Source organism: Pseudomonas paracarnis (assembly GCF_904063055.1).
In the GTDB taxonomy this organism is placed as follows: domain Bacteria; phylum Pseudomonadota; class Gammaproteobacteria; order Pseudomonadales; family Pseudomonadaceae; genus Aquipseudomonas; species Aquipseudomonas paracarnis.
On the sequence record NZ_CAJFCN010000015.1, the window covers coordinates 29407 to 55955 of the forward strand.

General features: G+C 61.0%; 24 protein-coding genes. 8 read left to right on the forward strand and 16 right to left on the reverse strand.

What is annotated here, in order from left to right:
- Positions 1–21 precede the first annotated feature (21 nt).
- From JMV15_RS24200 to JMV15_RS24240, 9 genes are all read right to left on the reverse strand, one after another.
- Complete coding sequence (locus tag JMV15_RS24200) at positions 22–957, reverse strand: sugar ABC transporter substrate-binding protein (RefSeq protein ID WP_014718766.1); 936 nt, start codon at positions 955–957, stop codon at positions 22–24.
- A gap of 49 nt (positions 958–1006) precedes the next feature.
- The gene (locus JMV15_RS24205) at positions 1007–1183 is read right to left on the reverse strand and encodes a hypothetical protein (protein WP_003191673.1); all 177 of its coding nucleotides are present in this window, start codon (positions 1181–1183) and stop codon (positions 1007–1009) included.
- 126 nt (positions 1184–1309) lie between these two features.
- Positions 1310–2338, reverse strand: a complete 1029-nt coding sequence (locus tag JMV15_RS24210) for a Gfo/Idh/MocA family protein (RefSeq protein WP_197865692.1) — start codon at positions 2336–2338, stop codon at positions 1310–1312.
- Positions 2339–2488: 150 nt separating this feature from the next.
- Positions 2489–3499 carry a Gfo/Idh/MocA family protein gene (locus JMV15_RS24215; RefSeq protein ID WP_038450404.1) on the reverse strand — a complete coding sequence of 337 codons (1011 nt, stop codon included), beginning with the start codon at positions 3497–3499 and terminating at the stop codon, positions 2489–2491.
- 19 nt (positions 3500–3518) lie between these two features.
- Positions 3519–5450 carry a 3D-(3,5/4)-trihydroxycyclohexane-1,2-dione acylhydrolase (decyclizing) gene (gene iolD / locus JMV15_RS24220; protein WP_014718769.1) on the reverse strand — a complete coding sequence of 644 codons (1932 nt, stop codon included), beginning with the start codon at positions 5448–5450 and terminating at the stop codon, positions 3519–3521.
- A 149-nt stretch (positions 5451–5599) separates the two neighbouring features.
- Positions 5600–6421, reverse strand: coding sequence for a TIM barrel protein (locus JMV15_RS24225; protein WP_014718770.1), 822 nt, complete (start codon positions 6419–6421; stop codon positions 5600–5602).
- 26 nt (positions 6422–6447) lie between these two features.
- On the reverse strand, positions 6448–7236 hold the full coding sequence (gene iolB / locus JMV15_RS24230) for a 5-deoxy-glucuronate isomerase (RefSeq protein WP_019817190.1): 789 nt from the start codon (positions 7234–7236) through the stop codon (positions 6448–6450).
- Positions 7237–7239: 3 nt separating this feature from the next.
- Positions 7240–8127 carry a myo-inosose-2 dehydratase gene (iolE, locus tag JMV15_RS24235; RefSeq protein ID WP_019817189.1) on the reverse strand — a complete coding sequence of 296 codons (888 nt, stop codon included), beginning with the start codon at positions 8125–8127 and terminating at the stop codon, positions 7240–7242.
- Positions 8128–8275: 148 nt separating this feature from the next.
- A complete protein-coding gene (locus JMV15_RS24240; RefSeq protein ID WP_019817188.1) occupies positions 8276–10213 on the reverse strand; it encodes a bifunctional 5-dehydro-2-deoxygluconokinase/5-dehydro-2-deoxyphosphogluconate aldolase in 1938 nt (645 codons plus the stop codon).
- Between the two features lie 284 nt (positions 10214–10497).
- Here JMV15_RS24240 and JMV15_RS24245 point away from each other — a divergent pair, with 284 nt between their 5' ends.
- Complete coding sequence (locus JMV15_RS24245) at positions 10498–11406, forward strand: MurR/RpiR family transcriptional regulator (protein ID WP_005787722.1); 909 nt, start codon at positions 10498–10500, stop codon at positions 11404–11406.
- Between the two features lie 214 nt (positions 11407–11620).
- Here JMV15_RS24245 and JMV15_RS24250 read toward each other — a convergent pair whose 3' ends face one another.
- Positions 11621–12526 (reverse strand): hypothetical protein, encoded by a 906-nt coding sequence (locus JMV15_RS24250; RefSeq protein ID WP_014718774.1) that lies wholly within the window; start codon positions 12524–12526, stop codon positions 11621–11623.
- Positions 12527–12901: 375 nt separating this feature from the next.
- Between JMV15_RS24250 and JMV15_RS24255 the strand changes: the two genes are divergently transcribed.
- Positions 12902–13585, forward strand: a complete 684-nt coding sequence (locus JMV15_RS24255) for a response regulator transcription factor (protein ID WP_003191687.1) — start codon at positions 12902–12904, stop codon at positions 13583–13585.
- Complete coding sequence (locus JMV15_RS24260; RefSeq protein ID WP_014718775.1) at positions 13563–14954, forward strand: sensor histidine kinase; 1392 nt, start codon at positions 13563–13565, stop codon at positions 14952–14954. The genes JMV15_RS24255 and JMV15_RS24260 overlap by 23 nt, the downstream gene beginning before the upstream one ends.
- Positions 14955–14961: 7 nt before the next feature.
- Here JMV15_RS24260 and JMV15_RS24265 read toward each other — a convergent pair whose 3' ends face one another.
- Positions 14962–16563, reverse strand: a complete 1602-nt coding sequence (locus JMV15_RS24265; RefSeq protein ID WP_020301790.1) for a L,D-transpeptidase family protein — start codon at positions 16561–16563, stop codon at positions 14962–14964.
- A gap of 39 nt (positions 16564–16602) precedes the next feature.
- Here JMV15_RS24265 and JMV15_RS24270 point away from each other — a divergent pair, with 39 nt between their 5' ends.
- Together JMV15_RS24270 and JMV15_RS24275 are read left to right on the forward strand one after the other, a co-directional pair.
- Entirely contained in the window at positions 16603–17331 is a 729-nt protein-coding gene (locus JMV15_RS24270; protein WP_019817186.1) for a murein L,D-transpeptidase catalytic domain family protein, read from the forward strand.
- A gap of 30 nt (positions 17332–17361) precedes the next feature.
- On the forward strand, positions 17362–18108 hold the full coding sequence (locus JMV15_RS24275) for a creatininase family protein (RefSeq protein WP_014718778.1): 747 nt from the start codon (positions 17362–17364) through the stop codon (positions 18106–18108).
- A 281-nt stretch (positions 18109–18389) separates the two neighbouring features.
- Here JMV15_RS24275 and JMV15_RS24280 read toward each other — a convergent pair whose 3' ends face one another.
- Complete coding sequence (locus JMV15_RS24280) at positions 18390–18731, reverse strand: hypothetical protein (protein ID WP_014718779.1); 342 nt, start codon at positions 18729–18731, stop codon at positions 18390–18392.
- Positions 18732–18776: 45 nt separating this feature from the next.
- A complete protein-coding gene (locus JMV15_RS24285; protein WP_019817185.1) occupies positions 18777–19421 on the reverse strand; it encodes a hypothetical protein in 645 nt (214 codons plus the stop codon).
- 139 nt (positions 19422–19560) lie between these two features.
- Here JMV15_RS24285 and JMV15_RS24290 point away from each other — a divergent pair, with 139 nt between their 5' ends.
- Positions 19561–19845, forward strand: a complete 285-nt coding sequence (locus JMV15_RS24290) for a hypothetical protein (RefSeq protein WP_014718781.1) — start codon at positions 19561–19563, stop codon at positions 19843–19845.
- On the opposite strand, the gene yfcF is transcribed toward JMV15_RS24290, so the two are convergent.
- Positions 19804–20436 carry a glutathione transferase gene (gene yfcF / locus JMV15_RS24295; RefSeq protein WP_038450411.1) on the reverse strand — a complete coding sequence of 211 codons (633 nt, stop codon included), beginning with the start codon at positions 20434–20436 and terminating at the stop codon, positions 19804–19806. The two genes, JMV15_RS24290 and yfcF, sit on opposite strands and share 42 nt — an antisense overlap.
- Before the next feature lie 146 nt (positions 20437–20582).
- On the opposite strand from yfcF, the gene JMV15_RS24300 reads away from it, so the two are divergent.
- Positions 20583–22022 (forward strand): alpha/beta hydrolase family protein, encoded by a 1440-nt coding sequence (locus tag JMV15_RS24300; protein WP_038450413.1) that lies wholly within the window; start codon positions 20583–20585, stop codon positions 22020–22022.
- On the opposite strand, the gene JMV15_RS24305 is transcribed toward JMV15_RS24300, so the two are convergent.
- On the reverse strand, positions 22019–22561 hold the full coding sequence (locus JMV15_RS24305) for a DUF924 family protein (protein WP_019817183.1): 543 nt from the start codon (positions 22559–22561) through the stop codon (positions 22019–22021). The two genes, JMV15_RS24300 and JMV15_RS24305, sit on opposite strands and share 4 nt — an antisense overlap.
- Positions 22562–22632: 71 nt before the next feature.
- Here JMV15_RS24305 and JMV15_RS24310 point away from each other — a divergent pair, with 71 nt between their 5' ends.
- Positions 22633–23787 carry a DUF1624 domain-containing protein gene (locus tag JMV15_RS24310; protein ID WP_038450415.1) on the forward strand — a complete coding sequence of 385 codons (1155 nt, stop codon included), beginning with the start codon at positions 22633–22635 and terminating at the stop codon, positions 23785–23787.
- Between the two features lie 249 nt (positions 23788–24036).
- On the opposite strand, the gene metE is transcribed toward JMV15_RS24310, so the two are convergent.
- Positions 24037–26325: a 5-methyltetrahydropteroyltriglutamate--homocysteine S-methyltransferase gene (gene metE / locus JMV15_RS24315; protein ID WP_038450417.1), complete on the reverse strand. Its 2289-nt coding sequence runs from the start codon at positions 26323–26325 to the stop codon at positions 24037–24039.
- Positions 26326–26549 lie beyond the last annotated feature (224 nt).

Here is a 26549-nt window from a genome sequence, read left to right on the forward strand (position 1 = left end):
CTTATTGTTGTGGTGTCAGGGCTACTTGAAGTCTTTGACGTTGTCCGGGGTGATCAACTGGAACGGGATCACCACGTTCTGCTCGACCGGCTCGTTCTTGGCCATCTTGCGCGCCGCCTCTACCGACCCCACCGCCTGGCCTTTGGCATCCTGGAACGCCGACACGGTCATGTCGCCCTTGGTGATCGCGTTCAAGCCATCGGGCGTGCCGTCGACACCGGCAATCAACACGCTGCCTTTTTCCTTGCCGGCCGATCTCAGGGCCATGGACGCACCGATCGCCATCTCATCGTTGTTGGCCAGCACCGCATTGAACTCCCGGCCCTGGGTCAGCCAGTCGTTGACCAGGGTCATGCCCCTGTCACGCAACCAAATGCCGGTTTGCTCCTGCTCGATCTTGATGTCCGGGTACTTGGCCAGCACTTCCTTCACGCCCTTGGTGCGATTGGTGGTGGAGTTGTTCGCCAGGTCGCCCAAAAGAATCACGATCTTGCCCTTGCCGCCGAGCTTTTCGGCGATGTACTGCATTTGCAGGCGGCCGGCCTCGACGTCATCGGAGGTCACGGCCACCACGTCCTTGGGCAAGTCTTTCTGGTCAGGACGGCGGTTGACGAACACCAGCGGGATACCCGCCTTGGTGGCGGCACTGATGATGTTCTTGGTCGACGCGGTATCGACCGGGTTGACGATAATCGCGTCGACCTTCTGGCTGATGAAGTTCTCGACCTGGCTCAACTGCTTGACCACATCGGCGCGGGCATCTTCGAACTGCAGTTGCACGCCATCGCCTTTTGGATAGGACTTGGCTTGCTTGTCCATGTCCTCGCGCAGGTAAGTGAGGAAGGTGTCATCGAACGCGGACATCGTCACGCCCACCTTGAGGTCGGCGGCGCCGGCAACGCCACTGGCCAGCAGCATGGACAGGGCCAGGGCGGTAAAACGGATCGGGGTCTTCATGAACGGTCTGTCTCCACTTTCTTGTTGGTTTTTTTCGACGTTGCGTTGATCAGGACTCGGCTGTCAGTCGCACCACCGGCGCGCCAGGAATGCAGCACACCAGCGCGCCCTGGTTTTCGACGCACAGCACATTCAGGAAGGAGAAGTAGAACGGCCGGGCGCGGGGCAGTCCGCGTGGCGCTTGGAGGGGGCGTAAAACTCGCAGTACAGCGTTGAAGATTTTCATCTGACGGTACCTGGTTGTTTTTGATCTTGTTTTTGTTGAGTCGCCCGTAGGTTCCGGGACGTACTTTATGCAACCTGGAAAAGACTGTATTAGAAAATAATTTCCACATCAACTTGTTTTAGAATTTTATTCTATTTTTGTCGAGACCACCTGCTGGCGCTCAGCGCTCAAACGTGCGGCATCCAATATACGGGTGGTTTCCAGGGCGTCATAGGCGTTGACCGGCAGCGGCCCCTGCCCCACCACGGCCGCTTGCAACTGCCGATAGAATTGGGGCCAGCAGCCCTTCTCCGACGGCACCCGCTCACGCTCCGACCCTTGTTCGAACCAGCCCCAGCGTCGGTGCTCCTCAGCGCCCCAGTGGTCACCTTCGGTTTTCGGCGACTTGCCGGCCAGCAGCGCTTCTTCTTGGCCGTCCAGGCCGTCGATGGTGTAGCAACCCAGGCTGCCACTGACGCGAAATCGCGGCGCCTGGCTGTTCTGCAACGCGTTGCCCCACAGGTGCGATATCACGCCGTTGGCATGAGTGAGGGAGACAAAGAAGCCGTGGTCCACGGTGGGATGTTCTGGTGTGTAGTGCAATTGGGCGAACACCCGCTCCACCGGTCCGAACAGTTGCAACGCCTGGTCCACCAGATGGCTGCCCAGGTCGCGCAGCCATCCTCCACCGCTGGCATTGCCCACAGCTTGCGGGCTGTAGCGCTCCACGCGGGATTCAAAGCGGGTGATGGTGCCCAAGGCGCCAGCGTCGATCAGTTTGCGCAGGGTCAGGTAATCCGAATCCCAGCGCCGATTCTGATAAACACTGAGCAACGAGCCCTGACGCTCGGCAGCGGTAATCAGGGCCTGGGCTTGTTCGGCGTTGGCGGCAAAGGGCTTGTCGCTGACCACCGCCACCCCGTGCTCGATGGCTTCCAGCACCAAGGCCGGGCGACCTTTGAGGGTGGTGGAAATCACCAGGGCATCGACGCCGGCTTCGACGATCTGGCCGATGGAGTCGAAGGCTTTGACACCTGGAAGATCAGTGCTCAATTGCTGGCGACGTTCGGGTGAACGCGTCACCACGCCGACAAAGGTGGCGCCAGGCAGGGTGGCGATCAGCGGCGCATGAAAAAAGCGCCCACCGTGGCCGTAGCCCACTAGTCCGATTCGCATGCTCAACTCCAGAATTGATTTGGGAACCCAAGCAACTGTGGGAGCTGGCTTGCCTGCGATAGCAGTGTGTCAGGCACTGAATCTGCCACTGATAGACCGCTATCGCAGGCAAGCCAGCTCCCACAGTGTTAACCACATTTCTTCAGTGAGTTAGCCGTAGAAGTGTGGGCGATCTGGCAGGCTGACTTTCACAATCTGCCCACTGCCCTGGGCTTCAATACACGCATCTGCCGCCACCGCCGCCGCAAACCCATCCCAGGCCGACGGCCCGCCGACCTGCCCGGCCAGCACGCTGTCGATAAATGCCTGCAACTCCACGTCATAGGCACCGATAAACCTATCCTTCCAATCCATCAGGATCGCGTTGGACAGCTTCGCGTCGCTGCGCAGTTGCACCTGAGATGGCTCCGGCAACTTGGCGATACCGCTCTCCCCCACCACCTCACACTGGATGTCGTAGCCGTATTGGCAGTTCACAAACACTTCCACGTCGATACGCGTGCCTTTGGCAGTTTCCAGCAGCACGATCTGTGGGTCGCGCAGGTGCGCCAACGCCTTGCTCGTCTTGCGCGGGAACACCACCTGCACGGACACGTAGTCGTCGTTGAGCAGCCAACGCAGCACGTCCAGCTCATGGATCAGGGTATCGGTGATCGCCATGCCGGTGTTGTAGTTCTCGCCCACCGTGGGGTTACGGTGCGCGCAGTGCAGCATTAACGGCTCGCCAATCTGGCCGCTGTCGATCACCGCCTTGAGGGCGCGGTAGCCTTGATCATAAGGGCGCATGAAGCCCACCTGGACCAGACGCTTACCGTGTGCCACTTCGGCCTCGACAATGTTGCGGCAGCCCTCGGCCGTCACCGCCAGGGGTTTCTCACAGAACACCGGTTTGCCGGCGGCGATGGCGGCCAGTACGAACTCTTCGTGGCTGGGGCCCCACGAGGTCACGAGGATCGCTTCGACCTCCGGCGAATTGATCAGCGTATGACCATCCGGATACACCTCGGCATCCAGTTTCAAGTCCGCCACCACCTGGGCCGCCTGATCAAGGTTGATATCAGTGACCGCCACCACCTGGCTGTTGAGCAGGGTCTGGCTGCAACGACGAATATGGTCCCGGCCAATGGCGCCCGTACCAATCACTCCAAGCTTCAAAGACATGCAAACACTCCTCTTGTTGTTAGTACTGCCGGGCCTTGGCCAGGTGTTCATTGAGTTTTTTTGCCGCTGCATTCGTGCGTTCACTGGTGGACACTTGCGCCACACCCACCCGCCACCACGACAGGTAGCCGTGGATCATGGTCTTGGGCAGCACCTTGATATCGATCAGGGTCGAGACGGTTTGCGTGCGCGCATCGGCCAGGGCCGCTTCCAGCTGCTCTACCGTGCTGACCTTGTAGGTCTTGCAGCCATAGGCCGCCGCACTCATGGCGAAATCCACCGGCACCAGGCCGCCGTCGAGCTTGCCGCTCTCGGGGTTACGAAAGCGGAACTCCGTACCGAAGCTGTCCATGCCGTTGCCGATCTGCAGGTTGTTGATGCAACCGAACGCCATGTTGTCCAACAGCACCACGTTGATCTTGCGGCGCTCCTGGATCGAGGTGGCCAGCTCCGAGTGCAGCATCATGTAGGAGCCATCGCCAACCAGGGCGTACACCTCCTTGCTTGGCTCGGCCAGCTTCACGCCCAGGGCAGCGTTGATCTCGTAGCCCATGCATGAATAGCCATATTCGACGTGGTAGGTGTTGACGCCCTTGCTGCGCCAGGCACGCTGCAAATCGCCGGGCAGGCTGCCGGCGGCAGCCACGATGATTGCGTCATCGGCCAGGCGTGCATTGAGCACGCCGAGCACCGCGCTTTGGGTCAGGCACGAACCGGTCAGCTCGATGAATTCCCGCAGGACGGCACGGTCCAGGTGGTCGTCGACTTCGGGGACAAACTCATCGCCCTGGTAGTGCACCTGATGCACGCGGTCCACTTCGGCGTCGAGTTGCGCCTTCGCGTCAGCGACCTGTCCGCCCCAGCCCGAACGGTAATCGCCCAGGGCATCGGCCAGTGCTTCAAGCGCAACTTTCGCATCGGCCAGCACTTGCACACCGTCCAGCTTCAACGCATCGCAGGGGCTGATATTGAGGTTGAGAAACTTCACCTCGGGGTGCTTGAACAGCGATTTTGACGAGGTGGTGAAGTCGGTATAACGAGTGCCGATGCCAATAATCAGGTCGGCCTCAGGCGCCAGCAGGTTAGCCGCCAGGCAGCCGGTTTCGCCGATGCCGCCGACGTTCAACGGATGGCTGGAAACCACGACGCTCTTGCCCGCCTGAGTTTCCGCGAAAGGAATATCGAAACGCTCGGCAAAGGCTTGCAGTGCCTGGTTGGCGCCGGAGTACTTGACCCCGCCGCCGCAAATGATCAGCGGCTTGCGCTTGCCGCGAAACGCAGCCAGCGCGTCACCGATCATGGCGCTGGTGGCCGGGCGTCGGTCGATGCGGTGCACGCGTTTTTGCAGGAAATAGTCGGGGTAGTCCCAGGCTTCGGCTTGTACATCCTGGGGCAAGGCCAGGGTCACCGCGCCGGTTTCAGCCGGGTCGGTCAGCACGCGCATGGCATGGATCGCCGCGGTCATCAGTTGCTCCGGGCGGTTGATGCGGTCCCAGTATTTGCTTACGGAGCGGAAGGCGTCGTTGGTACTGATGCTCAGGTCGTGGAATTGCTCGATCTGCTGCAACACCGGGTCGGGCTGGCGGCTGGCATAGACATCACCGGGCAGCAACAGCAACGGGATGCGGTTAGCGGTGGCGGTGGCTGCGGCGGTGAGCATATTGGCCGCGCCCGGCCCGACCGAGGCCGTGCATGCATAGATCTTGCGGCGCAGGTGCTGCTTGGCAAACCCGATGGCGGCATGGGCCATGCCTTGTTCGTTGCGGCCCTGGTGCACCACCAAGTCGCCGCTGTCCTGCTCCAGGGCCTGGCCGAGGCCCAACACATTGCCATGCCCGAAAATAGTGAATACCCCGGCGACGAACTTACTCTGTACGCCATCGACCTCGATGTATTGATTATCCAGAAACTTCACCAGGGCCTGGGCCATGGTCAATCTTGTTGTGGTCATCACTTGCACCTTGTGTGACTGCAATTGAAGTGTTCAACACCGATCCACTGTGGGAGCTGGCTTGCCTGCGATAACGGTCTATCAGTTGCACATGTATTGCCTGACACACCGCTATCGCAGGCAAGCCAGCTCCCATATTTTTGATCGCGTTATGGCAAGGGCTTTTGCAAATACGCCATGCTGCTGCCCAATGCCTGCCGGATATCCGCCAACCCATGCACGCTTTCGGCAAACGGCTCAAACGACAAATAGCCGCTGTAGCCAGTGCTGAGCAAGGTGTCGATCTGCGCCGCATTCCCGAGGATATCGTCCTCGCCCACCAGCACGCGGTGGCCGTCGCGGATCGAGTCGAGCGGCGCCTCGCGGTCTTCCACCCCGGAGATATGCACCAGCCCGGTCAGCTCCGGGAAGAACTCATGCTCGCCGGCCAGGTGATGGTGAAAGGTGTCGTGCACCACACGAAACACATCCAGGCCACCGATGGCCTTGATGGCATCCACTGCCACGCGCTTGCGGCGCAGGGCGGATACGGTGAAGCCCAGAGGCTCGATGAAACCCAGAATCCCGTACTCGCGCAGGATCAACGCCAGCTCGCTCAACGCCGTGCGCAAACCGGCGGCGCGCTGCGCGTCGTTGCGCGTATCACCAGGCTGATTGAACGGGCACATCACCAGGCCCTGGGCCCCGCACTCACGGGCATAGGTGGCCAGTTCGATTGCCTGGGCACGGCGTTCGTCGTTCCACACATCAAAGGGGTACAGCGCGTTGATCGACAACACCTTGATGCCCTGCGCGGCGCACAACTCACGCACGCGGCTGGCGGACATGCCGTATTCGATCTCGCGGTTCTTGAGGTCGTTGCGGATCTCGATGGCATCGCACTGAAGGGCTTTGGCCAACTGGATAAAATCCGCCAGGGGCAAATCAGGCGCGACCATACGGTTAAGGGCAAAACGTAGCGGCGACTTCATTGTTGTTGTTCTCCGTCCAAAACCGTTTAAAGGTCCAGCAGCCAGCTGTGCTGCGGGTCGTTATGGAAATGCCAGGCGCGCTTGGGGCCGGCCATGACGTTGAGGTAATAAGACTCGTAGCCATACGGCACGCTGACCGGGTGATACCCCTTGGGCACCACCACCAGGTCGCTGTTTTCCACGGCCATGGCCTGGTCGATGCTGCGATCATCCGTGTACACACGCTGGAACACGAAGCCCTGGGGCGGGTTGACCTGGTGATAGTAGGTCTCTTCCAGAAAGCTCTGGTGCGGCAGGTCGTCAGTGTCGTGCTTGTGCGGCGGGTAGCTGGAGGAATGCCCCGACGGCGTGCGCACTTCCACCACCAGCAGCGAATGAGCCGGCTCGCTGTCGGGCAGGATGTCGCACACGTAACGGGTATTGGCGCCTTTGCCGCGCACACTGCGCTTGCACTGCTCGGGGCGGATCAAGCGCGGGGCAAAACCCGTAGCACCCGGCGCTGCGCAGACGGCAATCTGCACGTCGCTCAGGGCCGTGACTCGGGCGTCAGTGCCCGGCGGCAAATAGGCGGCGAACGGTGACTTGTCTTCGAACACCGACTGGCGATCCCCCAGGTTCTGCCAATTGAAGCCTTCGCCTTCAATATTCACCCGACCGCTGAGCAGCACCAGGCACAGTTCCTGATCGCCCGCACTGACCGGCAGGGTTTCACCCAGGCTCAGGCGGTAGGCGGCAAAGCCCACGTATTCCAGGCGCCCGGCTTCCAGCGCCACCATGGTTTGCCCGCGTTTGCTGCTTTTGACCAACAAGCTCATCACTCAAGTCCTCTGGTTGAGAAGCGCACGCAGGGTGTCGTAACCCTTCTTGGCGTAGATATAGCTGGGCGCCACGGCCGGGTCCTGCTCGGCTTCCACCACCAGCCAGCCCTTGTAGTTCGCCGCGAGCAACACATCCAGCAACGGTGCGAAGTCGATATCACCATCGCCGGGCACGGTAAAAGTGCCGTTGACGATGCAGTCCGGGAAGCTCCACATCTGGTTACGCGCCAGTTGCACCACGGGTTTGCGTACATCCTTGAAATGCACATGGCAGACGCGGTCGATATGCTTGCGCAGCACCTCGATGGGTTCGCCGCCGCCCATGTAGCAGTGGCCCGAATCGAACAGCAAGCCGACTTCCGGGCCCGTGCGTTTCATCAACTGGTCGATGTCCTCGGGGGATTCGACGTACGCGCCCATATGGTGGTGATAGGCCAGGCGCACGCCCTGGGACAGGGTGAAACGCGCCAGCTCGGTAAGCTTGTCGGCGTAAGCCTGCCAGGCCTGTTCACTGTGAAAACGCGGGCGCTCGATCAGGCGGATGCGCGAGCCCTGGATCGAGTCAGCCACTTCGCCGTATACCAGTACCGAGGCGCCGTTGTGTTTGAGTAGTTCGACATGGGCGGCAATCGCCTCGATTTCTTCAGCCACCGAACGGTGGGCCAGACGGCTGGAGTACCAACCGGACACCAGCGCCAGGTCATAAGGACGCAGCACGTCAGCGACGCCCTTGGCATCCTTGGGGAATTTACCGTTGAGTTCAAAACCTTCGTAGCCGATGTCCTTGCCTTCGCTCAGGGCCGTGCTCAGCGGGGTCTCACCGCCGAGGGCCGGGAGGTCGTCGTTGCTCCAGGAGATCGGGTTGATGCCAATTCGGATTGCGGGCATGGCTGCACCTTTTGTTTTTATCTTCAGAATTCACTGGGATCTGCTTTGTGTGGGAGCTGGCTTGCCTGCGATAGCAGTGTGTCAGGCAGTACATTTGCAACGGATAGATTGCTATCGCAGGCAAGTCAGCTCCCACATTTGATCGTATTTACTGTCGGGCGCTGAGCCAGGCATTGATGAGCTGTTCGAAGGTCGCCTGCACCTGCTGGATCAGCGTTTCATCATCAATCTCCCCCGCCATCCACGCCCGGCTCGGCTCGTGGAAGATCGTGCGGCCCACGGCAAACCCACGGCAGGTGCTGCTCTGGCTGGCTTGCTTGAAGCCATCGGCGAGAAACTCGGGGGAAGCATTCAGGCCCAGCAACACCACGCCACGGCAGTAGGGGTCGCGTTCCTGGATCAGTTCGTCGAGCTTTTTCCAGTCTTCGGCCGATTGGGTTTCGATCTTCCACCAGGCCGGGTAAATGCCAAGGTTGTACAGGCGTTTAAGGCTGCGGTAGAGCACGTCCGGGTAGGTGGACGGGTGATCCTTGGGTGGGATGACTTCCAGCAGCAGTTCGTGACCACTGACCAGCGACGCCTCGTACACCGCCTTGAGTTGCGCTTCCTGTTCCAGGCGCAGCATCGGCTCGTCATCGGGGTGAAACTGCACCAGGCACTTGATGATGTGTTCCTGGGGCCAGGCAATCAGGTTGCTGCCGATCGAACGCCCGTGCTCGAACGCCAGGGGCCGCGAGTTCTGCACTTCCACCGGGCGAGCGATCCACCAGCCGCGACCGCTGGCGGCGTTGAGTGCATCCTGGCCAAAGCGTTGGTCGGCGAGCAGGCCCACATCCGCCTCGACGCCCTGCTCGCTGAGTTTGCGCTCCACGCGTTCGATGGCCTGGATAAACAACTGCTTGATGTCGCTGATACGCTCAGGGGCCTGGCCGCCTTTTTGCGCCAACTCCACCAATTGCCAGCGGTGGTCGAAGGCAAAGACGAACAGTTGCTTCCAGACTTTGCGCGGCACCGTGACACGGTGCAGGCGTTGCAGGGTCACGTCCTGGTCCGGCCGGGTGATGGGCACGGGGCTGTTGAACAGGTAATCGAGTTCGGCGGGGGTCGGCATCGCTGGCGCACAGGCGTGGCGCGATACCACCAGGCCGCCACAGGCATTGGCCAACTGGCTGCAACGCTCATCGCTGGCGTCATTGATCCAGCCGCTGAGAAAGCCCGACATAAAAGCATCGCCTGCGCCCAGCACGTTGAGCACTTCAACCCGCACGCCAGGATAGATGGCCCCGTCTTCCAGGCGCGCCGGGATTGCGCCGTGGATCACCGTGCAGCCCTGGGGGCCGAGCTTGACCACCAGGGTGGCCGGGGTCAGTTCCCGCACGGTGCGCAGGGCCGAGAGCAGGTCTTCACTGCCGCCGGCAATCAGGAATTCCTCTTCGGTGCCGACGATCAGGTCGAAACGCGGCAGGATCTTCTGCACATGCTGGCTGACATTCTGGTCGGCGACGAAACGGGTTTCGCCATCGGCCTTGCCGGCCAGGCCCCACAACACGGGGCGGTAGTCGATGTCCAGCACGCGCTTGACGTTGTGCCTGGCCGCGTAATCCAGGGCCTGGAGGCTGGCCTTGTACACGCCGTCGGTGGAGAAATGCGTACCGGTGATCAACAACGCTTTGCTGGAGGCGATAAAGGCTTCGCTGATGTCTTCGGCGCGCAGGGCCATGTCGGCGCAGTTTTCGCGGTAGAACACCAGGGGGAAGGTTTCGCGGTCCTTGAGGCCCAGCAGGACGAGGGCGGTGAGGCGCTCAGGGTCGACCTTGATGCCACTGACATCACAGCCTTCGCGGGCCAGGGATTCCACCAGGAAACGGCCCATGTGGTCATCGCCGACCCGGCTCAGCATCGCCGACTTCAGCCCCAGCCTGGCGGTGCCGAAAGCGATGTTGGCGGAAGATCCGCCCAGATACTTGGCGAAGCTGGACACATCCTCAAGCCGCGCACCGACTTGCTGCGCATAGAGATCGACGCCCAGGCGCCCGAGGCAAATCAGATCCAATTGACGCCCACTGGCAAAACGAGTCTGGCCCATGCTGGCTCCTGTTATTTTTATCAGCCTGCGCTGTGCCGCCGTGGCGACGGCAAACGCTCTTTGTGGGAGCAGACTAGAACGTCCGGTGGCAGCAATCAATATTTATTCCATAATTATTTTTAGTGGAATATTTTTTCCAATACCTCAGGATAGCGGCACGCCAGCGCCCATGCATCGTTTCAGCAGGCCACGCGGGCCGTGATGCCGGGGTATTTTTTTGCGCCTACCCTGTAGACTTGCGCCACCTATCAGCGCATCAGACGAACACGCCAGAAGGATTGCCCATGTCCCGCACCGATCCCGAGACCACCCTGGAAGAAACTGTCGCCAGCCCTCCGATCAATGCCGAACGCCTGTTGCAGCTGATCACCGACGAATACGAGAGCCTGCCGCGCCAGCTCAAGCGTATCGCCAGCTACATGAGCCAGCAGAGCGACCGGATCATGGTCGACCGCATCAGCGACATCGCCCGGGAATGCGAAGTGCACCCCTCGGCCATTGTGCGGTTTTCCCAGCGCTTCGGCTTCAGCGGGTTCAGTGAGATGCAGGCGCTGTTTCGCGAGGCGTATACCCACAAGACCACGCCGGTACAGAACTACCAGCAGCGCATCCGCAGCATGATCGCCAACAAGTCCCAGAAGGCCAGTGGCGGCGACCTGGCGCGCGAGTGCGTCAACGCCACCCTCTCGGGCATCGAACGCTTGGGGCTGGAGTTGGACGATGCGGCCTTCGAGAAAGCCGTGGACCTGGTGGTCAATGCCGACAACATCTACGTGGTCGGCGTGCGCCGCTCCTTTGCGGTGGCCGACTACCTGGTCTACAACCTGCAGCACACAAACAAGCGCATCCACCTGATCTCGGGGCTAGGCGGCAGTTATCGCGAGCAGATGCGCAGCGTGCGCGCCAATGATCTGGTGATAGCCATCAGCTTCACGCCCTACGGCAAAGAGACCCAGCACTGCCTGCGCATCGCGCAGCATCACCAGGCCAAGACCCTGATCATCACCGACAGCAACCTGTCGCCCCTGGCCAAGCGCGCGAATGCGGTGCTGTTGGTCAATGAAGGCTCCTCGTTTGCTTTCCGCTCGCTGAGCGCCACGCTGTGCCTGTGCCAGGCGTTGTTCATTGCGGTGGCGTATCGGTTGGAATTGAAGGTGGATGAAATTCATGAGCAGGTCGGGTTCGACGACTGACGGGGCTTGCCCTACCCCTGCCCCTGTAAGAGCGAGCTTGCTCGCGCAAAACGCAAGAACGCCGCGGCCATTTTGAATGAACGCGGCGCCCGGCAGTTCTTCGCGAGCAAGCTCGCTCCTACAATTAGTGCATGAAAATCGCGATCAGAATGATCACCGGAATCGGCACGCCGAGGAACCACAGCAGTAATGAGCGCATCATGTTCTCCTTGAATTAACGAACGTAGTTTTCGGTTTCGACGTACACCACGGCATCCCGGCGGCGACCGCCAAAGGTAGCGGCGAAGCTGGCGAAGAACGCACCGATGAGCAAGGCCACGAAGGTCCACAGGGATGTGTAGGCCGCCACTTTCGCTGCGGTTTCAGCAGCTTGCTTGGCTTTGAGCTTGGCGTCTTCGACGGCTTTGCGCGCATCGCCATACACCTTGTCGATACGGGCTTCGGCATCGGCCTGGCTCAGGTTGGTGCGCTGGCTGATCAGTTGGGCCAGGTAGGCGCGATCTTCCGCTGCCAGTTGGCCGTCGTTGCTCAACGTACGCGTCAGGATACGACCGACCACGGCGTGGGCTGCATCATCGCTGACCGCCGCTGGGCGATCATCGCGAAACAGGCTGTCGACGTAGTAACCGAAGTCACCACTGTCGGCACCCTTTGCCGCGCTGCCCGCAGCTTGGGTGAGGCCGCTGGCGGCACCCGATGCCACGCTGGCGCCAGCTTTCACGCCGCCGCTGACCACACTGCTGACCGAACCGACCACCAACATCGCCGTGATCAATGTGGCCACTGCCCACGCCAGGAAGCCATGGGCGGTGTCGCGAAAGTACACCTCGTCGCCGTGCATATTGGCCCACTTCACCCGCAAACGACCGGCGATATAGCCGCCCAGGCCAGAAGCGACAATCTGGGTGAACGCCAGCCAGACAATCGTGGAAATGCCAAGGCCCTTGGCGCTGATACCGCTGTCAGCCCAAGGCGACACCGCCGAAAAGCCCAGGCCGAAGCCCAGCAACACCAGGATCAATGACAAGGCGGCCGCCGCAGCAGCACCGGCGAAAATCGCCCCCCAGGAAACCCCGGAGAGCGTGCTTGACTCTTGCAGCGTGGATGAGGATGTGATCATTGTTGTTTTGCTCCAGGCACGAAAAATGATGTTACAAGTCTCAAAACGGACAGTGCAGGCAGCGTGCCAGCTGCGATTAAAATTAAATTCCTTTAATTTCAATGATTTATTTAAATTGAACTTAGCCAGATCATGCAGGTTGCAATAAACGGCGATATTAGGCGGGCGTAATGCACTCCCCTGTGGGAGCTGGCTTGCCTGCAATAGCGGCATGGCAGCCAACGAATATGCCAGCAGGTAAGCCGCCATCGCAGGCAAGCCAGCTCCCACAGTGCGATGTCGGCTTTAAGAAGATGAAGTTTTATTTAGGAAACATTCAGCAACTTCTTGGCAAAATGTCGCCACTTCTAGTGTGAACGCTCACCAGGTAATCCTATGACCCGCATTTTGACCATCGAGGATGACGCCGTAACGGCCCGCGAGATTGTCGCCGAGCTGAGTAGCCATGGACTGGACGTAGATTGGGTGGACAACGGCCGCGAGGGCCTGGTCCGTGCCGTGAGTGGTGATTACGACCTGATCACCCTTGACCGCATGCTGCCCGAACTGGATGGCCTGGCCATCGTCACCACGTTACGCACTATTGGGGTGTCTACGCCGATCCTGATGATCAGCGCCCTCTCCGATGTCGACGAGCGCGTGCGCGGCCTGCGTGCCGGCGGCGACGATTACCTGACCAAGCCGTTCGCCTCGGATGAAATGGCCGCCCGTGTCGAAGTGCTGCTGCGGCGTAAAAGTACGGTCCAGGAATTCGAAACCGCCCTGCGCGTGGCCGACCTGGAACTGAACCTGATCAGCCGCGAAGCCAGCCGCGCCGATCAACCGCTGACCCTGCTGCCCACTGAATACAAACTACTGGAATTCCTGATGCGCAACACCGGGCAGATCCTGTCGCGGATGATGATTTTCGAGGAAGTCTGGGGCTATCACTTCGACCCCGGCACCAACCTGATCGACGTGCACATCGGCCGTTTGCGCAAGAAAATCGACCCACCGGGCCTCACGCCGCTGATCCGCACGGTACGAGGCTCGGGTTATGTCATTGCTGAACCCCTCTAAAGGCTGGCGCTCTTCCAGCAGCCGCTTGCTGGCGCTGTACAGTTCGTTGTTCGTGGCGTGGAGTTGCATCCTCATGGGGGTGCTGTACTACGAGGTCTCAGGCTACCTCAGCGACTTGTCGCGCCATTCCCTGTTGCAGCGCCAGCATCTTTTCCAGCGTTTCGACGGCGAAGAGCTGGTGGAAGCGCTGACCACCAGCATGACCTTCGACATGAAGGGCGTGGACGCCTATGGCCTGTTCGATGAGCAATTTCGCCCCTTGAGCGGGCCGATCCGCGCCGTGCCACCCGACTTGCCGCTGGATGGCAAGATCTACGCCCTGACCAATTGCGTGCAATCCGATGATCCCAAGCTGCCCAAGGACAGCTGCGACGCCGTGGCCACCCACACCGAAGACGGCCGCTGGCTGGTGTTGGTGCGCGCCAACGGCTCGTTGTTCGGGGTAACGCGGATTATCTGGCACGCCCTACTGTGGGCGCTGTCCTTGACCATCATCCCCGGCGCTGCCGGCTGGCACCTGCTGCGCCGTCGCCCGTTGCGGCGTATTCGCGGGATCCAGGCCAGCGCCGAGGCCATTGTCGCCGGCGACCTCACGCACCGGTTGCCGCTGTCCAACCGGCGCGACGAGCTGGACATGCTTGCCGCCATCGTCAATGCCATGCTCGACCGCATCGAAAAACTGATGAACGAGGTCAAGGGCGTGTGCGACAACATCGCCCACGACCTGCGCACCCCGCTCACCCGCTTGCGCGCCCAGCTTTACCGCATCAAGCAACAAGCCGAGGAAGACTCGGCCCACGCGGTAAAGCTCGATGACGCCATCGCCGAAACCGACACGCTGATGGCACGTTTTCGCGGGCTGCTGCGCATCTCGGAACTGGAAGACCACCAGCGTCGCTCTGGCTTCCTGGTGCTGGACCCGCTGCCGTTGCTGCGCGAGCTGCATGACTTCTATCTGCCCCTGGCCGAAGAAGGCGAACTGGAGCTGGTGTTACAAGCGCCTGATTCACTGCCGTGGATTACCGGTGACCGTGCGCTGCTATTCGAAGCCCTGGCCAACCTGCTGAGTAACTCGATCAAGTTCACCCCGCCCAAGGGCAAGGTGATCCTGCGAGCAGTCAACGACCTGGGCAGTACGCGCATCGAAGTGCTCGACTCCGGGCCAGGCATTCCGGCTGCCGAGCGCGCGTCGGTGTTCCAGCGTTTCTATCGGGTCGATGAGAGTGATCAGCAAGGCGGCTTTGGGCTGGGCCTGTCGATTGTGGCGGCGATCATCAACTTGCATGGGTTCAAGCTGGAGGTGGGCACCAGTGAGTTGGGCGGCGCCCGCCTGGTGCTGGAATGCCGCCAGCAACTGATGCCGGAATAAGCGCGCCCTAGAGCACGCTGCCCATGGCCTTGATCAACACCGGGTCACGCGCATAAATATCCGGCGCGTACACCAACTCGCCCTGACGATCCACTTCTACCGTCCAATACCCCAACAGCACCGGTACCGGCGTGGCCAGCCTGAACTCATGGGTTTCGCCGGTCGCCAGCAGCTCATCGGTGCGGGTGCGTTCGGCGGGCGTTACCAGCAGGTCGCGCAATAACAACGGTTGCTCGACCCGCACGCATCCCGAACTGAACGCCCGTGGGCCCTTGGTGAACAAGGGCTGGCTGGGGGTGTCATGCAGGTACACCGAATACGGATTGGGAAAGCGCATCACAATCTTGCCCAGCGGGTTACGCGGGCCGGCCTGCTGGCGCAGCAGGATATTGCCGGGGCGTGCCCAGTCGACCTGGTCGGGCGTCAAGGGGTGACCTTCGGCGTCGAGCACTTGCAGGTTTTGCTGACGCAGGTATTCAGGGTTGAGGCGGATGGCGGGCAGCTTGTCCTCGCGCATGATGGTGGGCGGGATGGTCCAGGTGGGGTTGAGGGTCAGCCGGGTGATGCGCGACTTGAGCAATGGCGTCTGGCGTTCGGCCCGGCCCACTTGAAGGCGGGTTTGCCACACCGGGATGCCACTCTGATACACGCTCAGTTGCGCAGCGGCCACATTGACCACGACGCCTTCAGGCTCCAGGTCCTGGGCTAGCCAGCGGAAGCGTTCCAGGTTGATGCGCAGTTGTTCACGACGCATCGCCGGGCTGATATTGAGTTCAGCCACGGTGCCGGCGCCGACCACGCCGTCGGCCTGCAACGAGTGGCTGAGCTGGAAGGCTTTCACCGCCTTGACCAGTTCGCCCTGGTATTGCTTGCCGTTGCCGCTGGGCAACTGGGCCAGGTAGCCACCGCTGTGCAGGCGCCGCGCCAACTCCGGCACCCGGGCGTCGTTCATGCCCGGGCGCAGCAACGCGCCCTCTGCGACCGGGTCCCAATGGGGCAGCGGCTGCTGGCGCACGCCGGCATAGGCATTGCGCAGGCTGCGGTACAAATCGGCGCTGGGCCGCGCATGATCGAAGGCTTGGGCCATGTCTTGCAGGCCGGTGGCGGCGAACGCCAGTACTTGGGTATTCGGATCGCCACTGGGTGGCTGGGAGTGCCAGAGGGGCTCAAAGCGCGATTGCTGCAGGCGCCCGTAATGCAAATCCTGCAGGGCTTGCAGGTACTGCTGGCTGTTGGCGATATCGCTGCACAGCACGTTGGCCGTGGCATCCGCCGCGGGCAAGCTATAGTGGGTGGGGTCCAGGCCATCGTCGGCAAGCATCAGCAACTGGCTGTGCAAGGCATGCCGGCGTTCGTCAGCCGACCATAGCGGGGCATCGCCCTGCTGCTGGTAAAAGGCTTGTAGGCGCGCCAGCGCGGCGGCATCGATACGCGGCGCAAGGTGCGGGCAGACACTGGTCAACTGCGCTAACGCCTGTTGCAACGGCGCCAGCGCGACCGGCGCAGGGGTGGTGACGGGCAATGGCTCCACCGGCAGCGTTTCGGCTGTAGCGACCAATGGTGCAACGAGCAGGCAAATGCTCAAGTAACATGCGTGTTTTTTGAACAATTGACTTAGCTCCACTCCACAGCGGGGACTCGACTGTAGATGCTGACTTTTATACGCCTGCTCAGGCTAACCAGCCTGGGCTTGATCACTGGGTGCCTGGCTTTATTGAGCAATGTTGCGCTCGCCGCCAATGGCACCTCTCCTTCCCTGTATAGCAGCCTGGCGCGCTCGGCTCCAGAACTCAATCCCACCGTGCTGAAAAGCGCCCTGAGCGCCGTGCAGTGCGCGGTCAATAACGGCGAGGAGCGTTCCGATCGCCTTGCGGTTATTGACTACTCCCAGCCCTCGACCGCCCGTCGCCTATGGATCTTCGACCTGCGCAAAAAGACCTTGGTTCTACGCGACCTGGTGGCTCACGGTGCCAAGTCCGGGGAAAACTTCGCTACCCAGTTCTCCAATCTCGAGGGCAGCCACCAGTCGAGCCTGGGCTTGTTCCGCACCCAGGAAAGCTACCTGGGCGCCCATGGCTACTCGCTACGCATGGACGGTCTGGAACCCGGCTTCAATGACCAGGCCCGCGACCGCGCCATCGTGATTCATGCTGCCGACTACGTCAGCCCATTGTGGAGCAAGCGCGAAGGCCGTATCGGCCGCAGCCAGGGTTGCCCGGCCGTGCGTCCGCAAGTCGCCCGCCAAGTGGTGGACAAGCTCAAGGACGGGCAGTTCATGTTTTCGTGGTACCCCGACCAGCGCTGGCTGAAGTCATCGACCTACCTCAATTGCAAACCCCAACAGGTGGCGAGTAGTCGTACAATCCGTGGCGGATAGCCTGTCCCCACTGATAAAAGAGAACGTCGCATGCTTCTACACACCTCCACCTGGATCGAAATCGGGCAGTTCCTGGAACGCAGCCGCACGGTGGTGATTCCCATCGGTTCCAACGAGCAACATGGCCCCACCGGCCTGCTGGGCACTGACTGGATGTGCCCGGAGATCATCGCCCACCACGCCCAGAAGCACGCCGACATCCTGGTCGGCCCGACCTTCAATATCGGCATGGCCCAACACCACCTGGGCTTTCCCGGCACCATCTCCCTGCGCCCTTCCACCTTTATCGCCGCGATTGGCGACTGGGTGCGCTCGCTGGCCGGGCATGGTTTCGAAAAGATCCTGTTCCTGAACGGTCACGGCGGCAACATCGCCACGATTGAAGCGGCGTTCTCCGAGCTGTACGCCGAAGCCAGCTTCGCCCGCCGCCCGGCCGGGTTCGCGCTGAAGCTGGTGAACTGGTGGGACCTGGAAGGCGTCACTGACCTGGCCCAGCGTCAATTCCCGGTGGGGCATGGCAGCCACGCCACGCCATCGGAAATTGCCGTGACGCAGTGGGCGTATCCGGATGCGATCAAGTCTGCCGAGTACTCACCGCAAATCGCCAACACTGGTCCGATCCGTGAAGCCCTGGACTTCCGTGCGCGCTTCCCTGACGGCCGCATGGGCTCGGACCCGGCGTTGGCTACTGTGGAGAAAGGCGGTGAGTTGGTGGCGTTGGCGGCGCAGGGATTGGTCAAGACTGTCGATAGCTTCAGCAACGAAGCCAAACCCTGATCCAAATGGGGCCAATACCCTGTAGGAGCGAGCTTGCTCGCGAAAGAAGTCAACGATTACGCGCGCTCCCGAATAAACGCGGCGCCTATGAGTTTTTCGCGAGCAAGCTCGCTCCTATGTATTGCCCACAGAATCAGCGCCTAGCGCAGATCCCCTGTGGGAGCGGGCTTGCCCGCGAAGGCGGCGTGTCAGTCACTGAATATTTAACTGAACCACCGCTTTCGCAGGCAAGCCAGCTCCCACATTGGTTACAGGGTGGGTTGCGTTATGTGTGTGCGGGTTTATTTGCAATCCTGCGCGGCCTGCTCCAGCCGCGATGGCTTGATCGCCGAAGCCAACGGCTTGCGCTCATACAGGAACACTTTGGTGCCGTCCTGGGACTTGTAGGCCTCCAGCACATCATCGGCGGCAATCTTGCTGGTCAACAGCACCTTGGCGTGGCGCGAGTTCTGGGTGACGGTCGAAGTGATGCCGTGCTTTTCCAGCTTGGGCAATACGCATTGCACATAGCCATCGGGGGTCTTGTTGGTTTGCAGGGTCAGCGATGGGGCGTTGGGCGCCGTGATACAACCGGTCAGCAGCAACGAAGCACAAGCCAGGGCCGAGGCGAAGAAAGAGCGCATAAACATTCCTGAAAATAACCAAATAGGGTTCACAACCATCGCGGATCAACCTGCGCGAATCAGGGCCTTGAGCGACGCATCGAACTGCTTCAGGGCATCTTGCTGTACATCGCGTTGTTGCTCGATCAGTGCAGCAATCTCCGGCGCCGCCTTGTCGTGCACCCACACTGACGGCACGTGCTTATCCACCGAGCCTTCGGCCTTGGCGATAAATTGCAGGTTCGCGTCGTAGAAGCGTGCGACAAAGCGTGCTTCGACCCGGTCATTACGCTGGGTGAGCAATTGGTTATGGGTATCGAGCACCACCACCACATCCGGGTGCGCCTGCACCAACTCATCCAGGCTGCTATAGACCGTCACCGAGAGAAAAGTGCCCTGCAACGAGTGCATCAACCAGTCGATCGCCAGTTCCGGGTCGGAGCTGTTGACGAACGCCTCGCGAATCCGCCCATCCAGGGCATCCTTGGCGCCGTTCTGCGCCATGGCGTGGTAGCGTTCGAGGTAGCTGAGGTTGTCGCGGGTGTTTTCACTGAACAATACCCCCACCGACTGGGCACGCTGCAGGGAGTCTACGCTACCCACCAGTGGCAGCAAATGGTCTGTACGCACTTCATCGGCCATCGCCGGGGTGGTCATGACCGCGGTGCCCAGCATCAGGGCCATCAAAGCCAACTGGATAATCGTCCTCATCGCGCATTTTTCCTTGGGCTGCGTCTCGATGTGCAGATTCTGCGCGTTTGGCGAAAAAACAGAACTTGTGATCCTTGATGGTGACTATCATTTGAACCGATAGTGTCAGGCCGCCCATAAAATCTATAAGGACCCCGCCATGAAGCCCTACCAGAAAATCTTCGATCGTATCCGCGAGGCGGTACTGCCAGAGTTTCGCGAGCGAGTCGCCGACTACCTGGTTGAGTACGAAACCGTGTTGCTGAACTCACACGCCGACGCCGCGAAAAGCAGCGCCAGCGCCGAGCAATTGCGCGGTTATTTGCGCGGTTTGAACACCATGCGCGTGCTGGGCATGGCCGACTGGGAAGACCTCGACCGGCGTGTTGCCCAGCAGGCACAACTAGAGCGCGGGCCGTCGCAGCTCGACCCACTCGCGCACTGACGGCCGCTGCCACTGGCGTTGCGCGTAGGCCACCAGCTGCGCTGGCATGGCGTCACCGTTGAGGATCAGGCGATTGAGCATCACCGCCAGGTCCACATCGGCAATCGACCACTGGCCGCACAGGTACTCGCGGTTATCCGCCAGCAAGGCTTGCGCCGCGCTGATCAACTTGGTCGCGGCGGCTTGAGCCTCTGCTGACAACGGCAGCCTCTTCTGCCCGCAGAACACCACCAGGGTCGAGCGCTCCTGGCGAATCGGCAGCAAGTCGCTGCGCAACCACGCTTGAACCTGTCGCGCCCTCGCCCGCTGTTGCACATCCGCCGGGTACACGCGGGTTTTGGGGTAGGCCTGGTCCAGGTACTCGGTGATGGCCGAAGACTCAGACAATGCAAAATCACCGTCTACCAAGGTCGGCACTCGCTGGGTCAGGGAGCGTTGGGCGTAATCTGCCGCCTGGGTTTGCCCCGCATCGAGGTCCAGGGTGAGGGTCTCGGACGCCAGGCCTTTTTCGCGCAAGGCGACAAACACCGACATGGCATAGGGGCTGGTAAACAGCGAATCAACGTAGAGGTGCAGCGGGCCTTGGCTCATGGGCAATCTCCTGGGGTGAGGCGTCACGCTACGAGATCCCGGCCGATAAAGACAATGCAGGGTTTTTATGGGGGCATTCCTGGCGGGAATAGCGCGGCTAGTGGCAATATTATGGCTACCGCTGATTTTCAAGGAAGGAACAGCACATGAAACAAGCAGTTGTGGTTATCCACGGCATCGGCGAGCAGCGCCCAATGGACACCTTGCGCGGCTTTGTCGAAGCGATGATCCCCACGGACACCCCCGATGGCAAACCTTTGTACTGGAGCAAGCCGGATCGGCTATCGCGCAACTTCGACCTGCGCGTACTGAAGGCCTCGGGCCGTACCTCGACGGATTTCTATGAGTACTACTGGGCCCACAAGATGCAGGGCACCAAGTTCGGCCATCTGCTGGGCTGGCTGTGGGACATCTTCAAGCGCCCGCGTCGCGACATTCCCGAGGCCATCGTGCCGATCTGGCGCAGCACGCGCTGGACGGTGCTGGTGTTATTGCTGCTGGTTGCCAGCGGTACATTGGCCACGGCCTGGGGCCAATTGCCCCCCAGCGACAACCCCTTCGCGCTGATCCCCTTGCTGCTCGCGGCCATGGGACTGGGGCTGCGCTATTCGGCGCTGGCGTACCTGGGAGACGCCGCACGCTACCTCAGCCCCAATCCGCAGAACGTGAGGGTGCGCGAGCAGATCCGTGCCGACGGTGTAGACCTGCTGCGTGCCCTGCACAACCAGGGCGACTACGAGCGCATCATCGTCGTGGGTCACAGCCTGGGCAGCGTGATTGCCTATGACATCGTCGGCTACCTCTGGCATGAATACCACGACCAACTGACCCAACTGACCCCCAGCAACCGTGAGCTGGCGGCCCGTTATGCCAACCGCGAACCGCTGCAACCGGTGGTCAAGGATGCCCTGCCCGCCGCCGGCGCCTTGCTGGACGGCAGCCTGAGCAGCCTGTTGAATTTTCGTCAGCAACAGACCGAAGCTTTTGCCGAACAGCGCGGCCTGGGCAACCCCTGGCGCATCACCGACCTGGTCACGGTCGGCAGCCCAATGGCCCACGCCAGCCTGTTGCTGGGCCGCAGCGTCAGTGACTTCCAGCAGCGTATGGAACGCCGCGAAGCCCCGGCCTGCCCGCCCACCGAAGACACCCAAGGCTACGGCTACAACGCCCGCCAACCGCTGATGCTCGGCCAAAAGCCCTTCACCCCGCACTACCTGCACCACGCCGCAGCCTTTGCCGTCACGCGCTGGACCAACCTGTACTTCCCTGCCCCCTTCGGCCTGTTCGGCGACATCGTCGGCGGCCCGGTCAAGCCCGTGATGGGCGGCGGCGTGCTGGACTTGCCGGTGACCGTGGGCAATGGCAAAGGCTGGCTGGCCAAATCCTGGTTGAGCCACACTCACTATTGGAGCGAACGCGGCGGTACGCAGGGTTACCTCAGCGCACTGGGCAAGGATGAACAGGCGATCAACCAGGGCCCGCGTCCTTCGGCCACTGAAGCGTTGCGATGGGCAATTGACCTCAAGGGTGTGCGGCGGTTTCGCCGCGTTGGCGCCCAGCGAAGCCTGGCGCCAGAGCACGCCTAACCGGCGAAGCCACCGGCCTTGAGGAAGGCGCGTTCTTCGTCGGTGCTCGTCCTGCCCAACACCCCATTACGATGGGGAAACCGCCCGAACCGCTCGATGATGTCGGCATGCTCCTTGGCCCAGTGGTAGGTGCTAGCATCCAACTGCTGGTTCAGGGCCAGGGAGCGTTGCTGGTCCTGCGGGTCTTCCGAATGTTCAAAAGGCAAATAGCAGAACGCACGCAACTGAGGTTCAACCTGTTGATCCAATCCTGCGTCCACCATCTTTCGCGCATACAACCGCGCCAGCGGGTCGGTGGCGAACATATGCGCCGTGCCGCGAAAGGCGTTGCGCGGGTACTGGTCCAGCAGGATCAGTAACGCCAGCGCGCCATCCGCCGTGGTCAACCAGTCTTCGAGTTCACGCCGCGCCGCCTGCATATGAGTGGCGTGGAAGCTGTCGCGAAAGGTCGCATCGAACTCGTCGTCCTTGGCGAACCAACGCTTGGGCCCCGCCTGTTTCCAGAACGCGATTACGGCTTCGGCCGAGTGTGGGGTCATGCTTGTCATCAGCGCCTCGCTTAATGTTATAGAATAACGTCAATATTTTGCCTGCGTGTGACCCTTAACTTATGACTGACGCTATGACTTTACGCAAACGCCTGCTGTCCATCGACGCCCTGCGCGGCCTGGTGATCCTGTTTATGTTGCTGGACCACGTGCGTGAAACCTTCTTGCTGCACCGCCAGGTCAGCGACCCCATGAGCATAGACAGCACCGAGCCTGCGTTGTTTTTCAGCCGCACCCTGGCCCACTTGTGCGCGCCGGTGTTTGTGCTGCTCACCGGATTGTCGGCTTGGCTGTACGGCCAGAAATATCAGGGCCGTCGCGACGTGTCGGCATTCTTGTTCAAGCGCGGGCTGTTCCTGGTGGTGCTGGAATTCACCCTGGTCAACTTCGCGTGGACCTTCCAACTGCCACCCAGCGTGATCTATATGCAAGTCATCTGGGCCATCGGCATCAGCATGATCGCCCTCGCCGCTTTGGTTTGGCTACCGCGTGCCTGGCTGATCGGCTTGGCGCTGGTGATTATCGCCGGGCACAACCTGCTCGATGGGTTGCACGTTGCAGCGGGCTCGATGTTGCATGTGCCGTGGACGATCTTGCATGAACGCAACTGGATTGAAGTCTCTGAAAACCTGCGCCTGCGCACCACCTACCCGGTGCTGCCATGGATCGGTGTGATTGCCCTGGGTTACGGCCTCGGGCCATGGTTTGCCGATGCCACGCTTCCGGCTGTGCGCCAGCGTTATTTACGGGTCGCGGGGGTGGGCGCGTTGGTGGGCTTTGGGTTGCTGCGCGCGCTCAACGGCTATGGCGAGCAGCCTTGGCAGGTGTATGACAGCAGCGTGCTGACGCTGATGAGCTTTTTCAACATCACCAAGTATCCGCCTTCGCTGTTGTTTCTGGCGTTGACCCTGGGGATTGGCTTGCTGTTGCTGCTGGCGTTTGAACGCGCGGGGCATAAGCGCTGGATCGGCGTGCTGGCGGTGTTCGGCGCGGCGCCGATGTTCTTTTATCTGTTGCACCTTTATGTACTGAAAATCCTCTATGTGGCCTGCGTTGCGCTGTTTGGCCTCAACCATGGCAATTACTTTGGCTTCGACGGTATCGGTGCGGTGTGGTTGGCAGCGCTGCTGTTGCCGATTGCCCTGTACTTGCCGGTACGTTGGTTCGCCGGCCTGAAAGCACGGCGGCGGGACCTGGCGTGGCTCAAATACCTCTGACCTGATGCAGGCTAATTGTGCGGGGCGGTGTGTCAGCTACTAAATATTCAACTGAACCACCGCTTTCGCAGGCAAGCCAGCTCCCACACTGGTTACGCATCGCCCACATAATCAGCGCCTGCCACAGATCCCCTGTGGGAGCGGGCTTGCTCGCGAATACGGTGTGTCAGCCACTGCTGCTGTGACTGGAAGACCGCATTCGCGAGCAAGCCCGCTCCCACAGTTTTTAACCGCGCCCGGGCTCAGGAATCAGGCCAGTTCAGCACGCAGTTGGCGAGCGGCGGTGACCATATGAATGAGCGCCGCCTCGGTCTCCGGCCAGCCCCGCGTCTTCAAGCCGCAATCGGGGTTCACCCATAAGCGCTCTGCCGGAATCCGCTTGGCGGCCTTGCGCAGCAAGTTGGCCATTTCCGAGGCATCCGGCACCCGCGGCGAGTGGATGTCGTAGACCCCCGGGCCGATCTCATTCGGGTAGGCGAAGGCTTCGAACGCGTCGAGCAGCTCCATGTCCGAGCGGGAGGTTTCGATGGTGATCACGTCGGCATCCATGGCGGCGATGGACTCGATCACATCGTTGAACTCGCTGTAGCACATGTGAGTGTGGATCTGGGTTTCATCGCTCACGCCACTCGCACACAAACGAAACACTTCAGTCGCCCAGTCGAGGTAGGGTTGCCACTGCGCCTGGCGCAACGGCAAGCCCTCACGAAAAGCCGCTTCGTCGATCTGCACGATCTTGATGCCGGCGGCTTCCAGATCGACCACTTCGTCACGAATCGCCAGGGCCAGTTGCCGGGCTTGCACTTCTCGGCTCACGTCTTCCCGTGGGAACGACCACATCAACATGGTCACCGGGCCCGTCAGCATGCCCTTCATCACCTTGTCGGTAAGACCTTGGGCATAGCGAATCCACTCCACGGTCATGGCGTTCGGGCGGCTCAGGTCGCCGACAATCACTGCGGGTTTCACGCAACGCGAACCGTAACTCTGCACCCAACCGAACCGGGTAAACACGTAGCCATCCAGTTGTTCGGCGAAGTACTCGACCATGTCGTTACGCTCGGCTTCACCGTGCACCAACACGTCCAGGCCGAGGTTTTCCTGCACCTCGACAGCGTGCTTGATCTCACTGTGCATGGCATCGACGTATTCGGCGTGGCTCAACTTGCCGGCCTTGTACGATTGGCGCGCCAGGCGGATCGACGCGGTCTGTGGGAACGAGCCGATGGTGGTGGTCGGGAACAGCGGCAGGTTAAGGCCGGCCCGTTGCTTTTCGATGCGCTGGGCAAACGGCGACTGGCGCTGGCTGTCCTGCGCCGTGATGGCGGCCACACGAGCTTGAACGGCAGGTTTGTGAATGCGTGACGATGCGGCGCGAGCTGCCTGCACCGCGCGGCTCTCAGCCAGGGCGGTGAGTACGCCAGGGGCTTCGGGCTGATCAACGGCCTTGGCCAGTAGCGCCACTTCCGCACACTTCTGCACGGCGAAGGCCAGCCAGCTTCTCAATTCGGCATCCAACTGGTCTTCCCGTTCCAGGTCCACCGGGCTGTGCAGCAGCGAGCAGGACGGCGCGACCCACAGGCGATCGCCCAACTTCTCATGGGCATGCTGCAAGATGGCCAGGGCTTTTTCCAGGTCGCAACGCCACACGTTTCGGCCGTTGACCACGCCCAGGGACAGCACCTTGTACGCTGGCAGACGGTCGAGGATGGTCGGGTACTGGTCCGGTGCACGCACCAGGTCGATATGCAGGCCATCCACCGGAAGATTGGCAGCCAGGCCAAGGTTTTCTTCCAGGCCGCCGAAGTAAGTGGCCACCAATTTTTTCAGCGGGTCGCGCTGGATCAGGTTATAGGCGCGCTCAAAAGCGTTCTTCCAGTCCTGGGGCAGATCGAGCGCCAGGATTGGCTCGTCGATCTGCACCCATTCCACGCCCAATTCGGCCAGGCGTTGGAATATCTGGCCATACAGCGGCAGCAGTCGCTCGAGCAGGTCGAGCCTGTCGAAGTCAGCGCCCTTGGCCTTGCCCAGCCACAAATAGGTCAGCGGGCCGATCACCACGGGCTTGACGCTGTGCCCCAGGTCGAGGGCTTCCTGGACCTCTTCGAAAAGTTGATCCCACGCCAGGTGGAATTGCTGATCGACGCTGAACTCCGGCACCAGGTAGTGATAGTTGGTGTCGAACCACTTAGTCATCTCCTGGGCATGGGCACCGCCGCAGCAGCTGTCACTGACGCCACGGGCCATGGCGAACAAGGTATGCAACGTGGCCTGGCCATCGACCGGGCGGAACCGCTCAGGGACCACACCGAACATCAACGAATGGGTCAGCACCTGGTCGTACCAGGCGAAATCACCGACCGGCAACAGTTCGATACCGGCTTGCTGTTGCAGCGCCCAGTGGGTGCTGCGCAAGTCACGGCCAACGGCGCGCAGGCCGGCTTCGTCGAGCTCACCCTTCCAGAACGCTTCCTGCGCTTTTTTCAGTTCACGATCGCGTCCAATGCGTGGAAACCCGAGGGAATGAGCGACTGCCATGACTTACAACTCCGATGGTCTAATTGATGGCGATCATTGTCGGCAGAGGTATGTCTTGAGACAAACTCATTTTGCTCTAGATCATCACAAGATTCACTCATGTTCAGGTGGGCATGATATTAGCGGCGCTACTGTGGGTGTTTGTGGTGCCAGAGCCGGCGTCATCGCGGCCTCGCTGAGGCCCGAGCGCTCCCACAGGGGGCGGGGTGATTCTTATGAACGGT

Coding starts and splice junctions, on each gene's coding strand:
- JMV15_RS24200 (WP_014718766.1), bottom strand. CDS start 957: ATGAAGACCCCGATCCGTTTTACCGCCCTGGCCCTGTCCATGCTGCTG.
- JMV15_RS24205 (WP_003191673.1), bottom strand. CDS start 1,183: ATGAAAATCTTCAACGCTGTACTGCGAGTTTTACGCCCCCTCCAAGCG.
- JMV15_RS24210 (WP_197865692.1), bottom strand. CDS start 2,338: ATGCGAATCGGACTAGTGGGCTACGGCCACGGTGGGCGCTTTTTTCAT.
- JMV15_RS24215 (WP_038450404.1), bottom strand. CDS start 3,499: ATGTCTTTGAAGCTTGGAGTGATTGGTACGGGCGCCATTGGCCGGGAC.
- iolD (WP_014718769.1), bottom strand. CDS start 5,450: ATGACCACAACAAGATTGACCATGGCCCAGGCCCTGGTGAAGTTTCTG.
- JMV15_RS24225 (WP_014718770.1), bottom strand. CDS start 6,421: ATGAAGTCGCCGCTACGTTTTGCCCTTAACCGTATGGTCGCGCCTGAT.
- iolB (WP_019817190.1), bottom strand. CDS start 7,236: ATGAGCTTGTTGGTCAAAAGCAGCAAACGCGGGCAAACCATGGTGGCG.
- iolE (WP_019817189.1), bottom strand. CDS start 8,127: ATGCCCGCAATCCGAATTGGCATCAACCCGATCTCCTGGAGCAACGAC.
- JMV15_RS24240 (WP_019817188.1), bottom strand. CDS start 10,213: ATGGGCCAGACTCGTTTTGCCAGTGGGCGTCAATTGGATCTGATTTGC.
- JMV15_RS24245 (WP_005787722.1), top strand. CDS start 10,498: ATGTCCCGCACCGATCCCGAGACCACCCTGGAAGAAACTGTCGCCAGC.
- JMV15_RS24250 (WP_014718774.1), bottom strand. CDS start 12,526: ATGATCACATCCTCATCCACGCTGCAAGAGTCAAGCACGCTCTCCGGG.
- JMV15_RS24255 (WP_003191687.1), top strand. CDS start 12,902: ATGACCCGCATTTTGACCATCGAGGATGACGCCGTAACGGCCCGCGAG.
- JMV15_RS24260 (WP_014718775.1), top strand. CDS start 13,563: ATGTCATTGCTGAACCCCTCTAAAGGCTGGCGCTCTTCCAGCAGCCGC.
- JMV15_RS24270 (WP_019817186.1), top strand. CDS start 16,603: ATGCTGACTTTTATACGCCTGCTCAGGCTAACCAGCCTGGGCTTGATC.
- JMV15_RS24275 (WP_014718778.1), top strand. CDS start 17,362: ATGCTTCTACACACCTCCACCTGGATCGAAATCGGGCAGTTCCTGGAA.
- JMV15_RS24280 (WP_014718779.1), bottom strand. CDS start 18,731: ATGCGCTCTTTCTTCGCCTCGGCCCTGGCTTGTGCTTCGTTGCTGCTG.
- JMV15_RS24285 (WP_019817185.1), bottom strand. CDS start 19,421: ATGAGGACGATTATCCAGTTGGCTTTGATGGCCCTGATGCTGGGCACC.
- JMV15_RS24290 (WP_014718781.1), top strand. CDS start 19,561: ATGAAGCCCTACCAGAAAATCTTCGATCGTATCCGCGAGGCGGTACTG.
- yfcF (WP_038450411.1), bottom strand. CDS start 20,436: ATGAGCCAAGGCCCGCTGCACCTCTACGTTGATTCGCTGTTTACCAGC.
- JMV15_RS24300 (WP_038450413.1), top strand. CDS start 20,583: ATGAAACAAGCAGTTGTGGTTATCCACGGCATCGGCGAGCAGCGCCCA.
- JMV15_RS24305 (WP_019817183.1), bottom strand. CDS start 22,561: ATGACCCCACACTCGGCCGAAGCCGTAATCGCGTTCTGGAAACAGGCG.
- JMV15_RS24310 (WP_038450415.1), top strand. CDS start 22,633: ATGACTGACGCTATGACTTTACGCAAACGCCTGCTGTCCATCGACGCC.
- metE (WP_038450417.1), bottom strand. CDS start 26,325: ATGGCAGTCGCTCATTCCCTCGGGTTTCCACGCATTGGACGCGATCGT.